This window comes from Micromonospora sp. NBC_00421 (assembly GCF_036017915.1).
Classification (GTDB): domain Bacteria; phylum Actinomycetota; class Actinomycetes; order Mycobacteriales; family Micromonosporaceae; genus Micromonospora.
In genome coordinates this window covers 1,440,913-1,456,689 of the sequence record NZ_CP107929.1, presented here as the reverse complement: position 1 = coordinate 1,456,689, position 15,777 = coordinate 1,440,913, and the positions used below count along the sequence as shown (strand labels likewise).

At 75.2% G+C, this 15,777-nt stretch carries 1 protein-coding gene; it reads right to left on the bottom strand.

Features of this window, described 5'->3' with window-relative positions; translation table 11 throughout:
* Positions 1-16 precede the first annotated feature (16 nt).
* A complete protein-coding gene (locus OHQ87_RS06340) occupies positions 17-15,772 on the bottom strand; it encodes a type I polyketide synthase (RefSeq protein WP_328345808.1) in 15,756 nt (5,251 codons plus the stop codon).
* Between the last annotated feature and the right edge of the window lie 5 nt (positions 15,773-15,777).

The following is a 15,777-nucleotide window of genomic DNA, read 5'->3' as shown; positions in this document are numbered from 1 at the left end:
GCCGGACCACCCGGGGCTACTCACCGCCGAGCACCAGTTCCACCAGGTCGTCGACGTCCAGGTCGCCGACCTCCCGTTCCTGCGCGGCACCGTCGTCCGGCTCGTCCGTGCCGGCCAGTTCGAGCAGGGCGTCGACCAGTCCTGCCGCCCGCAGCCGGGCCAGCGGGACCGACGCGAGGGCCTGCCGCAGCCGCGCCTCGTCCACCGTCGCGTCCGCTGCGGGCGCGGTGTCGTCCGGGCGCAACCGGGTCCGCAGGTGGTGGGCGAGCGCCACCGGGTTCGGATAGTCGAAGACCAGCGTGGGCGGCAGTTTCAGGCCGGTCGCCTCGCGCAGCCGGTTGCGCAGCTCCACCGAGGTCAACGAGTCGAACCCGACGTCCTTGAAGGCCACGTCCGCCCGGACGTCCTGCGGGTCGGCGTGCCCCAGCACCGCCGCGACCTGGCCGCGCACCACGTCCAGCAGCAGCGCCTCCTGGTCGGCCGGGGCAAGCCCGCCGAGCCGGCGGGCCAGCGAGTCGTCCGGCGCGGCCGCGGCCCGCGCCTGTTGCCGGCCCGCGCGTACCAGGCCCCGCAGCAGCGACGGCACCGCGCCGCCGGCGGCGACGTCGGCCCGCATCGCCTGCGGGTCCAGCCGGATCGGCACCAGCAGCGCCTGGTCCATCCGCAACGCGGCGTCGAACAGGGCCAGGCCCTCGGCCCGGCTCAGCTCCAGCACGCCGCCACGGCTGGCCCGCGCGTGGTCGACGATGCTGAGGTGGGCAGCCATCCCGACGCTGCGCTCCCACAGGCCCCAGGCCAACGAGAGCCCGGGATGGCCCGCCGCCCGCCGGTGCGCCATCGCCGCGTCCAGGAACGCGTTCGCCGCGGCGTAACTGCCCTGACCGCCGCCGCCGACCACGCCCGCGACCGACGAGAACACGACGAACGCGTCCAGGTCCAGGCTCCGGGTGAGTTCGTCGAGGTGCCGTACCGCGTCGACCTTGGGCGCGAACACCCCGGCCAGCCGGTCCGGGGTCAACCCGCCGACCAGCCCGTCGTCGAACACCCCGGCCGTGTGCACGACGCCGGTCACCGGGTGTTCGGCCAGCAGCGCCGCGACCTGGTCCCGATCGGACACGTCGCAGGCCACCGCCGACACGTCCACGCCCTGTGCGGTCAGCTCGGCGACCAGCTCGGCCGTCTCCTCGGCGGCCGGGCCGCGCCGGCTGGCCAGCACCAGTCGACGTACCCCGTGCCGGGCCACCAGGTGCCGGGCCACCAGCGCACCCAACGCGCCGACACCCGAGACCAGGACGGTGCCGTCCGACCGGAAGGCGACCGGGGCGTCCCGGAGCGGGTCGGCGACCCGGGCGAGCCGGGGAACGCAGAGCCGGTCCGCCCGCACGGCGAGCTGTGGTTCACCGGCCACCAGCACCGGGTCCGCAGCGGCCCCGGGGGTGGGGTCGGCGTCCAGCAGGACGATCCGGTCCGGGTTCTCGGCCTGGGCGGCCCGGACCAGACCCCACACCGCCGCGGCGGCCGGGTCGGTCACCAGGTGGTCACCACCGGCGGGTACCGCACCCCGGGTACGGACGACCAGTCGCGCCTCCTCCAGCCGGGGCTCGGCCAACCACGCCTGCACGACCGCCAGCACCCGGGAGGTCACCGCGAGCGGACCGGCACCGCCGTCGGCGTCGCACACCGCCACCGGTGGCAGCTCCTCGCCCTGGGCCAGTGCCGTCACCTCGTCGGCGGTGGAGACCGGCGTCCACGACGGCACCGGCTCGGCGGAGGTCCCGGGCAGTTCGCTCCAGTCCACCCGGAACATCGCGTCCCGGGCGTCGTGCCCGGCGGCACCCAGTTGCGCCGCCGACACCGGGCGGGACACCAGCGAGTCCATCGTCAGCACCGGTCCACCGGTCCCGTCGGCCGCCTCGACGACCAGGGTCTGCGGCCCGTTCGGCGCGAGCCGCACCCGCAGCGCCGTCGCACCCGCGGCGTGCAGGACGAATCCGTTCCACGCGAAGGCCAGCACCGCCTCGTCCGGTTGTTCTCCGGTGGCACCGGCCGTGGCGGCCTGGAGGGCGGCGTCCAGCAGCGCCGGGTGGACGCCGTACCGGCCCGCCTCGGGGCGCAGGTCCTCGGGCAGGGCCACCTCGGCGAACACCTCGTCGCCGCGCCGCCACACCGCACGCAGGCCCTGGAACGCGGGGCCGTAGCCGTAACCCCGCTCGGCCAGGTCGGCATAGAAGTCCCCGACGTCGACCGGTTCCGCGCCCGGCGGTGGCCACGCGGTGAAGTCGTATTCGGTGCCGCTGCCGCCCGGTGTCGCGGAGAGCACCCCGACGGCGTGCCGCGTCCAGGTGCCGGTGCCGCCGTCGCGGCGGGAGTACACCTCCACCCCCCGCGTGCCGTTCGCGCCCGGCCCGCCCAGGGCCACCTGCACCCGTATCCCGCCCTGTTCGGGCAGGACCAGCGGCGTCTCGACCACCAACTCGTCGAGCACCGGGCAACCGGCCTCGTCGCCGGCGCGTACGGCCAGTTCCACAAGCCCGCTGCCGGGCAGGATCACCACCCCGCCGACCGCGTGATCGGCCAGCCACGGATGCGAGCGCACCGACAGCAGCGAGGTGAACACCAGGCCGTCCGAGGTGGGCAGCTGGACCACCGCACCCAGCAACGGGTGGTCGGTCGTCGCCTGTCCCAGTGACGTCGCGTCGGTGGCGACGCCGATGGGCTGGCGCAGCCAGTAGTGCCGGTGGTCGAAGGCGTAGGTCGGCAGCTCCAACCGCCGGGGCGGCGGGGGCAGCAGCCCGGTCCAGTCCACCGCCACGCCCCGGACGTACACCTCGGCCATCGAGGTCAGCAGCCGCCGCAGGCCGCCGTCGTCGCGCCGCAGCGACCCGGTCACCACCACGTCGGCGTCGTCCACGATCTCGCTGATCGGCTGGACCAGCACCGGATGGGCGCTGATCTCCACGAACACGCCGTGGTCCCGGCCGAGCAGATCCTCGACGGCCGGGCCGAAGCGCACCTGACCGCGCAGGTTGCGGTACCAGTACCCGCCGTCGACGACCCCGGCGTCGCGGATCCACTCCCGGGTCACTGTCGAGTAGAACGGCACCGTCGGGGCCTGCGCCCGCACGTCCGCCAGCGTCTCGGCGAGCAGGTCGCGGATCTGCTCGACCTGGACGGTGTGCGAGCCGTAGTCGACCGCCACCCGCCGGACCCGGACCCCGTCGGCCGCCAGCGCGGCGAGCGCCTCGTCGAGGGCTCCGGCGTCGCCGCCGATCACCACCGAGGTGGGGCTGTTGACCGCGGCGACCTGGACCAGGTCGGCCCAGGGCGTCAACCGGGCGACCGTCTCGTCCTCGCCCAGGGCGACCGACGCCATGCCGCCCCGCCCGGACAGCGCCGTGGCGATGGCCTGGCTGCGCAACGCCACCACCCGGGCAGCGTCCTGGAGCGACAGCGCGCCTGCCACACAGGCGGCGGCGATCTCACCTTGAGAGTGCCCGACCACGGCATCCGGCCGCAGCCCGACCGACCGCCACACCGCGGCCAGGCCGACCATCATGGCGAAACTGGCCGGTTGCAGCACGTCGACCCGGTCCAGCAGGTCGGGCGGGGCCTCGCCGCGCAGCACGTCGATCAGCGACCAGTCCACCCACGGCGTCAACGCGGCAGCGCACTCGGCGATCCGCTCGGCGAAGACCGGCGAGGACGCCAGCAGTTCCCGGCCCATCCCGGCCCACTGGGTGCCCTGGCCCGGGAACACCCAGACCACCTTGCCCGGGGCGCCCGCCCGACCTGTCACCACGCCGGGCGCGTTCCCGCCGGCCGCCAGCGCGGTGAGCCCGGCCGTCGCCTCGGCCCGGGAGCCCGCCACCACCACGGCCCGCTCGGTAAGCGCGGCCCGACCGGAGGCCAGCGCCCCGGCCACGTCCGCCAGCGGCACCTCGCCTGCCTGGTCGAGGTACGCCGCGAACCGGCCGGCCTGCGCGGCCAGCGCGGTGGCGCTGCGCGCGGAGACCAGCACCGGCACCACGTCCGGGCAGGTGGCCGGTGCGGGGGTGGGGGTGTCGTCCTGCGGGGGCGCCTCCTCCAGGATGAGGTGCGCGTTGGTGCCGCTGACCCCGAACGCGGAGACCCCGGCCCGGCGCGGGTGCCCGTTGCGCGGCCAGTCCCGTGCCTCGGTCAGCAGCTCGACCGCGCCGGCCGACCAGTCCACCTCGGGCGTGGGCGCGTCCACGTGCAGGGTCGCCGGCAACACCCCGTGCCGCAGCGCCTGCACCATCTTGATCACCCCGGCCACCCCGGCGGCGGCCTGCGCGTGACCGATGTTCGACTTCAACGACCCCAACCACAGCGGCCGGCCCGGATCACGGTCCCGGCCGTACGTGGCGAGCAGCGCCTGCGCCTCGATCGGGTCGCCCAGGGCGGTGCCGGTGCCGTGCGCCTCCACCGTGTCCACCTCGGCCGGGACCAGCCCGGCGTTGGCCAGCGCCCGGCGGATCACCCGCTGCTGGGACGGGCCGTTCGGCGCGGTCAGCCCGTTGGACGCGCCGTCCTGGTTCACCGCGCTGCCGCGCAGCACCGCCAGGATCTGGTGCCCCCGCTCCCGCGCCACCGACAGTCGTTCGAGGACCACCACGCCAACGCCCTCGGCCCAGCCGGTGCCGTCGGCGGCGGCGGCGAACGCCTTGCAGCGCCCGTCCACGGCCAGCCCCCGCTGCCGGGAGAACTCGACGAAAGCGCCCGGGTTCGCCATCACCGTCGCACCGCCGGCCAGCGCCATCGAGCACTCGCCCTGCCGCAGCGCCTGGGCCGCCAGGTGGATGGCGACCAGCGAGGACGAGCAGGCCGTGTCGATCGTGATCGCCGGGCCCTCGAAGCCGAAGACGTAGGAGACCCGGCCCGACGCCACGCTCGACGACCCGCCGGTCCCCGCGAAGCCCTCCAGCTCGGGGGTGACCACGCTGGCCCCCGGGGCGACGTAGCCCTGGCCGAAGACGCCTGTGAACACGCCGACGTCGGCCCCCTTCAGCGCGGTCGCGTCCACCCCGGTGTCCTCCAGCGCCTCCCAGGACGCCTCCAGCAGCAACCGCTGCTGGGGGTCCATCGCCAGCGCCTCCCGCGGCGAGATCCCGAAGAACCCGGCGTCGAACAGCCCCGCCTCGTGCAGGAAACCGCCCCGGCTGGTGTACGACGTGCCCGGACGCTCCGGGTCGGGGTCGAACAGGCCCTCCAGGTCCCAGCCCCGGTCGGTGGGGAACCCGGACACCGCGTCCCGGCGCTCGGCCACCAGCCGCCACAGGTCCGCCGGCCCGGCCACCCCACCGGGCAGCCGGCACGCCATGCCGACGATGGCGATCGGCTCCTCCGGGTCGGCGGCGGCGACTGTCGGCACGGCCACCGTCGGCGTGCCGTCGCCCAGCTCGTCGCGCAGGTGCCGGGCGAGGGCCTGCGGGCTCGGGTGGTCGAACACCAGCGTGGCGGGCAGTTTCAGCCCGGTCGCCTCGCGCAGCCGGTTGCGCAGCTCCACCGAGGTCAACGAGTCGAAACCGGCGTCCTTGAACGCCGCGTCCGCCCGGACCGCACCGGCACCGGTGTGTCCGAGGACGGCCGCCACCTGGCCGCGTACCAGGTCCAGCAGCAGGGAGAGCTGGTCCGCCGGGGTGAGCCCGGCCAGCCGCTCGGCGAGCCGGCCGCGTCCCCCGCCGGCGGCACCGGAGCTCGCCTGCCGCCGGCCGGCGCGGACCAGACCACGCAGCATGTGCGGCACCGCGCCGCCGGTCGAGGCGTCGGCGCGGACGCCGCGCAGGTCCAACTTCGCGGGCACCAGCAGCGCCTGCTCCGCGCCGAGGGCGGCGTCGAAGAGGGCCATGCCCTCGGCCTGCGTCATCAGCTGGAGCCCGCCACGCCGGCTCATCCGGGCCCGGGTCAGCTCGTCGGTGTTCGCCGCCATGCCGGTGGTCTGCTCCCACAGACCCCAGGCCAGGGACGACCCCGGCAACCCCAGCGATCGGCGCTGCGCCATCAATCCGTCCAGGAACGCGTTCGCCGCCGCGTAACTACCGCTACCGGCACCCATGAACACCGCCGACACCGACGAGTACGCCACGAACGCCGTCAACGGCAGCCCCCGCGTCAACTCGTCCAGATGCCGCACCGCGTCCACCTTCGGCGCGAAGACCCGGGCCAGCTTCTCCGGGGTGACCGTCTCGATCACGCCGGCGTCCAGGACACCTGCCGTGTGCACCACCGCGGTCGGGGGGTGCTGGTCCAGCAGGGCCGCCACCTGATCCCGGTCGGACATGTCGCAGGCCACCACGGTGACGTCCACGTCCCGCCCGGACAGCTCGGCGACCAGCTCGGCCACCCCGTCGGCGGCCGCACCCCGCCGGCTGGCCAGCACCAGCCGGCGGACACCGTGCCGGGCCACCAGGTGCCGGGCGGCCAGCGCGCCCAACACGCCGGCGCCCGAGACCAGGACGGTGCTCTGCGGGCCGAAGCCGGTGGCCGGGTCGGCGGTCCGGGTGGCGCGGGCGAGCCGGGGCACGGACAGGGTGGTCCCGCGCACCGCGAGCTGCGGCTCACCGCTGGCCAGGGCCGCCCCCAGCACCGGCTCCACGCCCCCGTCGAGGGCCGGATCCAGGTCGAGCAGGACGATCCGGTCCGGGTTCTCACCCTGGGCGGCACGCACCAGACCGCACACCGCCGCCCCGGCCGGGTCCGGCACCGCGCCGTCCCCGGCGGGCACCGCGCCGCGGGTCACGACCACCAGCCGCGACTCCTCCAGCCCCGGGCCGGCCAGCCAGGCCTGGACGACCTGGAGCACCCGGGCGGTCACCGTCAGGGGATCGCCAGCACCTGTCGCGTCCAGCACGACCGCCGGGGGTACGTCGGTCAGGGCGGCCACTTCGTCGGCGGTGGCGACAGGCGTCCATGCCGGCGTCGGCACGGCACCGTCGGCGGGCAGCTCGGTCCACTCCACCCGGAACAGCGAGTTGACGGGTTGCGTGCCGGCGTCGGCCGTGCCCCCGGACGGCGTACGGAGCCCGAGCGAGTCCACGGTCAGCACCAGCGAGCCGGTGTCGTCGGCGGCGCTCAGCGCCACCGTGTCGGCGTCGGTGGCGACCAGCCGGACCCGCAGCGTCGACGCGCCCACGGCGTGCAGCACCAGCCCGTGCCAGTCCAGCGGCTGTCGGAGCGGCGCACCGGCCCCGTCCGCCGTGGGCAGCAGGCCCGGGTGCAGGGCCGCGGCCAGCAACCCCGGGTGCAGGCCGTATCCGGCCGCCTCCGCGACCTGCCCCTCGGGCAGGGAGACCTCGGCGAACACCTCTCCGCCGCGCCGCCACGCGGCCCGCACCGCCTCGCCGTAGGGAGAACCCTCCTCGGCCGGTCCGGCGTCGTGCGGAGCGATGTCGACCGGACGCGCGCCGGGGGGCGGCCAGGCGGTGAAGTCGAACGGTTCCGGTGTCCCGGGGGTCTGCGAGAGCAGGCCGGTGGCGTGTCGGGTCCACACCTCGTCGGCGGTGTCCTCGCGCAGCGAGTAGATGTCCACCGTGCGGGCGTCGTCCCGGCCGGGCCCGCTCAGGGCGACCTGCACCCGGATCCCGCCGTGGGCGGGGACGACGAGCGGCGTGTCGATCACCAGTTCGTCGAGGACCGGGCAGCCGGCCTCGTCACCGGCGCGTACCGCCAGCTCGACCAGCCCGGATCCCGGGACGGCCGCGACGTCGCCGGCGGTGTGCCCGGCCAGCCACGGGTGCGACCGCACCGACAGCCGGGAGGTGAAGACCAACCCGTCGGACTGCGGCAGCCGGACCACCGCGCCGAGCATCGGATGGTCGGCGCTTGCCATCCCGAGCGACGACGCGTCCGCCGCCACCGCCGGGTGCAGCCAGTAGTGCTGGTGGTCGAACGCGTACGTCGGCAGGTCCACCCGACCGGTGACCGGCGGCAGCATCGCCTGCCAGTCCACCGGCACCCCGTGCACGAACAGCTCGGCCATCGACGTCAGCAGCCGTCGCGGGCCACCGTCGTCACGGCGCAGTGTGCCGGTCACCAGGACGTCGGCCTCGGTGCCGTCGACCACGTCGTTGATCGGCTGGACCAGCACCGGGTGCGCGCTCACCTCGACGAACACCCGGTGACCCTGGTCGATCAAATCGGCGACGGCCGGGCCGAACCGCACCTGGTGGCGCAGGTTGCGGTACCAGTAGTCACCGTCGACCACCCCGGCGTCGCGGATCCACCCGCCGGTGACCGTGGAGTAGAAGGGCAGCACCGGCGCCTGCGCGTCGATCCCGATAAGCGTCTCGGCCAGCTCGTCCTCGATGTCCTCGACGTGCCAGGTGTGCGACGCGTAGTCCACCGCCACCCGCCGACCGGACAGCGCCTCCACCGCCTCGGCCAGTGCCTCGGCGTCACCGGCGATCACCACCGAGGTGGGACCGTTGACCGCGGCGACCTCGACCCGGTCGGCCCACGGCGTCAACCGGGCGACCGCCTCCTGCTGGCTCAGGGCCACCGACGCCATGCCGCCGCGGCCGGACAGCTCGGCGGCGATGGCCTGACTACGCAACGCCACCACCCGGGCGGCGTCCTGAAGCGACAACGCGCCCGCCACGCAGGCCGCGGCGATCTCGCCCTGGGAGTGGCCGACCACCGCGTCGGGCACCACACCCACCGACGCCCACACCGCCGCCAGCCCCACCATCACCGCGAAGCTGGCCGGTTGCAGCACGTCGACCCGGTTCGTCACCTCGGGTCCGGTGTCGCCGCGCAGCACGTCCACCAGGGACCAGTCGATCCAGGGCGCCAGCGCGTCGGCACACTCGGCGATCCGCTCGGCGAACACCGGGGAGGTGTCGAGCAGTTCCCGGCCCATGCCCACCCACTGGGTCCCCTGGCCGGGGAACACCCACACCAGCTTCCCCGGCACCCGCACGCTGCCGGTCACCACCCCGGCCGGGGTCTCGCCCCGGGCCAGCGCGGCCAGGCTCGCCGACGCCTCCCCGGCCGAGCCCGCCACCACCACGGCGCGGTCGCCGAGCAGCGCCCGGCTCGACAGCAGCGCTCCCGCCACCCGGGTCAGCGGCACCTCGCCGGCCCGCTCGACGTACGCCGCCAGCCGGCCCGCCTGACCCGCCAGGGAGCCGGCGCTGCGGGCCGACACCACGAGCGGCACCACGCCGTCCGCCGGTTCCTCCGGGGGCAGTGCCCGGACCTCGTCGGCAGGCGCCTCCTCGATGATCAGGTGGGCGTTCGTGCCGCTGATCCCGAACGACGACACCCCGGCCCGACGCGGACGACCGTTGCGGGACCAGTCCCGGGCCTCGGTCAGCAACTCGACCGCCCCGGCGGACCAGTCGACCTGGCCGGTGGGCTCGGTCACGTGCAGGGTGGGCGGCAGCACGTCGTGCCGCAGCGCCTGCACCATCTTGATCACGCTGGCCACCCCGGCGGCGGCCTGGGTGTGCCCGACGTTCGACTTCAACGAACCCAGCCAGAGCGGCTGCTCCGGGTCGCGGTCCCGGCCGTAGGTGGCAAGCAACGCCTGCGCCTCGATCGGATCGCCCAGCGCGGTACCCGTGCCGTGGGCCTCCACCGCGTCCACGTCGGCGGGCGTCAGGCCGGCGTTGGCCAGCGCGCTGCGGATCACCCGCTGCTGCGACGGCCCGTTCGGGGCGGTCAGCCCGTTGGACGCGCCGTCCTGGTTGACCGCGCTGCCCCGGATCACCGCAAGCACCCGGTGGCCCCGCTCCCGGGCCACCGACAGCCGTTCGAGGACGACGATGGCGACACCCTCGGACAGCACCGTGCCGTCCGCCGTGGCGGAGAACGCCTTGACCCGTCCGTCCTCGGCCAGCCCGCGCTGCCGGGACATGCCGAGCACGCCGATCGGCGAGCCCATCACGGCGACCCCGCCCGCCAGCGCCATCGAACACTCGCCCTGGCGCAGCGCCTGCGCGGCGAGGTGCATCGCCACCAGCGACGACGAACACGCCGTGTCGACGGTGAGCGCCGGTCCCTCGAAGCCGAACGCGTACGACACCCGGCCGGAGGCCACGCTGCCGGCGGTGGCCGTGGTGACGAAGCCCTCCAGCTCCGCCGGCATGTTGCTCAGCGACTCCAGGTAGTCGTGGATGGAGACGCCGGTGAAGACACCGATGTCGTGGCCGCGTACCGCGGTCGGGTCGACGCCCGCCCGCTCCAGGGCCTCCCAGGAGGCCTCCAGCAGCAACCGCTGCTGCGGATCCATCGCCAGCGCCTCCCGCGGCGAGATCCCGAAGAACCCGGCGTCGAACAGGCCGGCGCCCTGGAGGAAACCCCCCTGCCGGGTGTACGACGTACCCGGACGCTCCGGATCGGGGTCGAACAGGCCCGCCAGGTCCCAGCCCCGGTCGTCGGGGAAGGGGGACATCCCCTCGCGTCCCTCGGACAGCATCCGCCACAGCTCGTCGGGGTCGGTGACCCCACCGGGCAGCCGGCAGGCCATGCCGACGATCGCGACCGGCTCGTCGGGATCGGCGAGCACGGTGACCGTGGTCGCGGTGCCGGCCACCGTGTCGCCCAGTTCGGTACGCAGGTGCCGGGCCAACGCCACCGGCGTGGGATAGTCGAAGACCAGCGTGGCGGGCAGCTTCACCCCGGTCGCCGCGCTCAGCCGGTTACGCAGCTCGACAGCCGTCAGCGAGTCGAACCCGATCTCGTTGAAGGTGCGGGTGCCCTGCGCCAGCTCCGGTCCGCTGAAGCCCAGCACCCCGGTCGCCTCGGCCTGGACGATGCCCACCAGGATGGTCTCCTGCTCGTCCGGCGTCAGCCCGGCGAGCCGGCGGACCAGCCCGCCGCTGTCGCCGGCCGACGCCCGCGCCACCCGCCGGCCCACCCGGACCAGACCGCGCAGCAGGTGCGGGACGTCCCCGCCGGTCGCGGCCTGGGCCCGCATCGCCTTCAGGTCGAGCTTGATCGGCACCAACAGCGCCTGGTCGGCGTGCAGACCCACGTCGAACAGGGCGGTGCCCTCCGCCGGGGTCATCGCCAGGACGCCTCCCCGGCTCATCCGGGCCTGGTCGACGGCGCTGAGGTGGGCGGTCAGGCCGGTGCTCTGCTCCCACAGGCCCCACGCCAGCGCCACGCCCGGCAGCCCGGCCGCCCGGCGGTTGGCCATCACCCCGTCGAGGAAGGCGTTCGCCGCGGCGTAGTTGCCCTGACCGGCGGAGCCCATCAGCGCGGCGGCCGACGAGAAGACGACGAAGGCGTCGAGTGCGGTGCCCCGGGTCAGCTCGTCGAGATGCCGCACCGCGTCCACCTTGGGGGCGAAGACGCCGGCCAGCCGCTCGGCTGTCAACGCGCCGATCACGCCGTCGTCCAGGACGCCCGCCAGGTGCACCACGGCCGTCGGGGGGTGCTCCGCCAGCAGGGCCGCGACCTGGTCGCGGTCGGACACGTCGCAGGCCACCGCCGACACGTCCGCGCCCTGCGCGGTCAGCTCGGCGACCAGCTCCGTGACACCGTCGGCGGCCGGACCCCGGCGGCTGGCCAGCACCAGCCGGCGCACCCCGTGCCGGGACACCAGATGCCGGGTGAGCATGGCAGCCAACGACCCGGTCCCGCCCGTGACCAGCACGGTCCCGTCCGGCCGGAACACGTCGGGCGCACCCGGATCCTGGTTCGCGGCATGGGTGAGCCGGGGGGTGGCGAGGGTGGTCCCCCGCACCGCGAGCTGCGGTTCACCGCTGGCCAGTGCCGGTCCCAGCAGCAGGTCCGGGCCGGCGGGGTCGGCGTCGAGCAGGACGAACCGGTCCGGATTCTCCGCCTGGGCGGCCCGGAGCAGACCCCAGACCGCCGCGCCGGCCGGGTCGCCCACCAGGCCGTCCCGCGCGGGCGTCGCGCCCCGGGTCACCACCACCAGCCGCGCGTCCGCCAGCTCGTCCGCGACCAGCCAGGCCTGCACCACCGCCAGCACCCTGGTGGTCAGCGCCAGCGGCCCGTCGTCGTCACCGACGGCGTGCAGGACGGCCGTCGGTGCGCCGGCTGCGCCGCGGGTCAGGGCCGCCACGTCGGCCGGGCCGGTGACCGTCGTCCAGGACGGCACCGGGGCGGCGGCGACCGGGGGCAGCTCGGTCCACTCCACCTGGAACAGCGAGTCGCGGCTCTCCTGCGCCGCCGTCTCCAGTTGATCGGCGGAGACCGGCAGCGACACCAGCGAGTCCATCGTCACCACCGCAGCGCCGGTGTCGTCGGCGGCCTGGAACGACAGGGCGTCCGGCCCGCACGGCGCGACCCGTACCCGCAGCGCGGACGCGCCGGCGGCGTGCAGCACCAACCTGTTCCACGCGAACGGCAGCACCCGCCGGTCGTCGTCCGGGTTGGCGAAGGCGTTGGTGTGCAGGGCGGCGTCCAGCAGCGCCGGATGGATACCGAACCTGCCGGCGTCCTCCCGCTGGTCGTCCGGGAGCGCGACCTCGGCGAACACCTCGTCGCCGCGCCGCCACACCGCGCGTAGCCCCTGGAACGCCGGGCCGTAGGCGTAACCCCGCTCGACGAGGTCGGCGTAGAAGCCGTCGATGTCGACCTGCCGTACCCCCGGCGGCGGCCACGCGGTGAAGTCGAATCCGGTCACCGGCGTCGTCGGCGTGGCCGCCAACAGGCCGGTGGCGTGCCGGGTCCAGGTGTCCGTGCCGTCCTCGCGCAGCGAGTACACCGACACCGGGCGCAGCCCGGTCTCCGCCGGCCCGCCGACGGCGACCTGGAGCCGTACCCCGCCCTGCTCGGGCAGCACCAGCGGCGCCTCGATCACCAGTTCTTCCAGGACGCCGAAGCCGAACTCGTCGCCGGCCCGCACCGCGAGGTCGACGTAGACCGTGCCGGGGATGATCACCACCCCGCCGATCGCGTGCCCGGCCAGCCACGGATGGGTCCGCAGCGACAGCCGGGAGGTGAAGACCAACCCGTCCGACTGCGGCAGCGGCACCACCGCGCCCAGCAGCGGGTGGTCGGCGCCGACCAGGCCCAGCGACGCCGCGTCGGTGGCCGAGTCGCCCATCCGCAGCCAGTAGTGCTGGTGGTCGAACGCGTAGGTGGGAAGCGCGACGGGCGGCTGTCCCGCCCCGTCGGGCAGCAGCACCGACCAGTCCACCGGTACGCCCCGGACGTACAGCTCGGCCATCGAGGTCAGCAGGCGGCGCAGGCCGCCCTCGTCGCGCCGCAGCGACCCCGTCACGACCACCTCGGAGCCGGCCCGGTCGACGATCTCGCTGATCGGCTGCACCAGCACCGGATGCGCGCTGACCTCGACGAACACGCCGTGCCCCTGGGCGAGCAGCTCGGCGACCGCCGGGCCGAACCGCACCTGGTGGCGCAGGTTGCGGTACCAGTAGCCACCGTCGACGACCCCGGCGGCCTGGATCCACTCCCCCGTCACGGTGGAGTAGAACGGCACCGTCGGCGCCAGCGCGGTGATCCCGGCCAACGCGTCGGCGAGGGCGTCGCGGACGTCCGTCACGTGCCGGCTGTGCGAGGCGTAGTCCACCGCGATCCGCCGTACCCGGACGCCCTGGTCGTCGAGCAGGTCCAGGGCCTCGTCGAGGGCGTCGGCGTCGCCCGCGACCACCACCGACGACGGGCCGTTCACCGCGGCCACCTCGACCCGGTCGGCCCACCGGGCCAGCCGCTGGGTCGCCTCCTCCTCGCTCAGCGAGACCGACGCCATGCCGCCCCGCCCGGACAGCGTCCCGGCGATCGCCTGGCTGCGCAGCGCCACCACCCGGGCCGCGTCGTCAAGCGACAGCGCACCGGCCACACAGGCCGCCGCGATCTCGCCCTGCGAGTGGCCGAGCACCGCGTCGGGCTGCACACCGACCGACGTCCAGACCGCGGCAAGGCCCAGCATCACCGCGAAACTGGCCGGTTGCAGCACGTCGACCCGCTGCAGCACCGCCGGGTCGACGTCCCCGCGCAGCACGTCGACGAGCGACCAGTCGACCCACCGCTCCAACGCGGCGGCGCAGTCCGCGATCCGCGCCGCGAACACCGGGGAGGAGTCCAGCAGGTCCCGGCCCATGCCGGCCCACTGGGTCCCCTGGCCCGGGAACACCCACACCACCGGACCGGGCGTACCGGAGCCGGTCACCAGACCTGGCGCGTTCTCACCCCGCGCCAACGCACCGAACCCGGCCACCGCCTCCTCGGTCGAGCCCGCCACCACCACGGCCCGCTCGCCCAACGTGGCGCGGCCCGCCACCAGCGTCCCGGCCACCTGGGGAAGCGGCGCCGGGGTGTCGGCGAGGAACGACGCCAGCCGGCCCGCCTGAGTCGCGAGCGAGGTGGTGGTCTGCGCCGACACCACCATCGGAACGACCCCGGTCGGCGGCAGCGGGGCCGGGGCCGCCTCCTGCGGTGCCTCCTCCAGGATCAGGTGCGCGTTGGTGCCGCTGGCACCGAACGACGACACACCGGCCCGGCGGGGACGACCGTTACGGGGCCAGTCCCGGGTCTCGGTCAACAGCTCCACCGCGCCGGCCGACCAGTCCACCTGCGGCGTGGGCGCGTCCACGTGCCGGGTCGCCGGCAGCACCCCGTGGCGCAGCGCCAGCACCGCCTTGATCACCCCGGCCACCCCGGACGCCGCCTGGGTGTGGCCGATGACCGACTTGACCGAGCCGAGCCACAACGGCTGCCTCGGATCCCGGCCCTGCCCGTACGTGGCGAGCAACGCCTGGGCCTCGATCGGGTCGCCCAGCACGGTGCCGGTGCCGTGGCCCTCCACGGTGTCCACATCGGTCGGCCGGAGCCCGGCGCTGGTCAGCGCGTTGCGGATCACCCGCTGCTGGGAGGGGCCGTTCGGCGCGGTCAGCCCGTTGGACGCGCCGTCCTGGTTCACCGCGCTGCCCCGGATCACCGCCAGCACCTGGTGACCCCGTTCCCGGGCCACCGAGAGGCGCTCCAGCAGCAGCACGCCGACGCCCTCGGCCCAGGACGAGCCGTCGGCACCCGCGGCGTACGACTTACAGCGCCCGTCGAAGGCCAACCCCCGCTGACGGGCGAAGCCGACGAACCCGCCCGGCGTCGCCATCACCGTCGCACCGCCGGCCAACGCCATCGAGCACTCGCCCCGGCGCAGCGCCTGGGCGGCCAGGTGCACCGCGACCAGCGACGACGAGCACATGGTGTCGACGGTCACCGCGGGTCCCTCGAGCCCGAGGGTGTACGCGACCCGGCCGGAGGCGACCCCGCCCGCGGTGCCCAGCGCGCGTTCCAGGCTGAGGAACCCCTCGAACCCGCTGAGGTCGGGTGCGTAGTCCTGGTGCACGATCCCGGCGAACACCCCGACGTCGCTGCCCCGCACCGAGTGCGGATCGATACCGGCCCGCTCGAAGGTCTCCCACGCCACCTCGAGCAGTTGCCGCTGCTGCGGGTCCATCGCCAGGGCCTCCCGGGGGGAGATCCCGAAGAACGCGGCGTCGAACTGCCCGGCGTCGTGCAGGAAGGCACCTTCCCGGACGTACGTCGTCCCAGGGTTGTCCGGGTCCGGGTGGTAGAGGCCCTCCAGGTCCCAGCCGCGGTCGGTGGGGAAGCCGGTGTAGACGTCGGTGCCGTCGGTCACCACCCGCCACAGGTCCTCGGGGCCACGGATGCCGCCGGCGTACCGGCAGGCCATCGAGACGATCGCGACAGGCTCCGCGGTCGCGGCGACAAGCGCACTGTTCTCCTGCTGAAGCCGGGCGTTCTCCTTCAGCGAGGCACGCAGTGCCTGGACGATCTGCTCGTCTGGCGCCGACATAACCC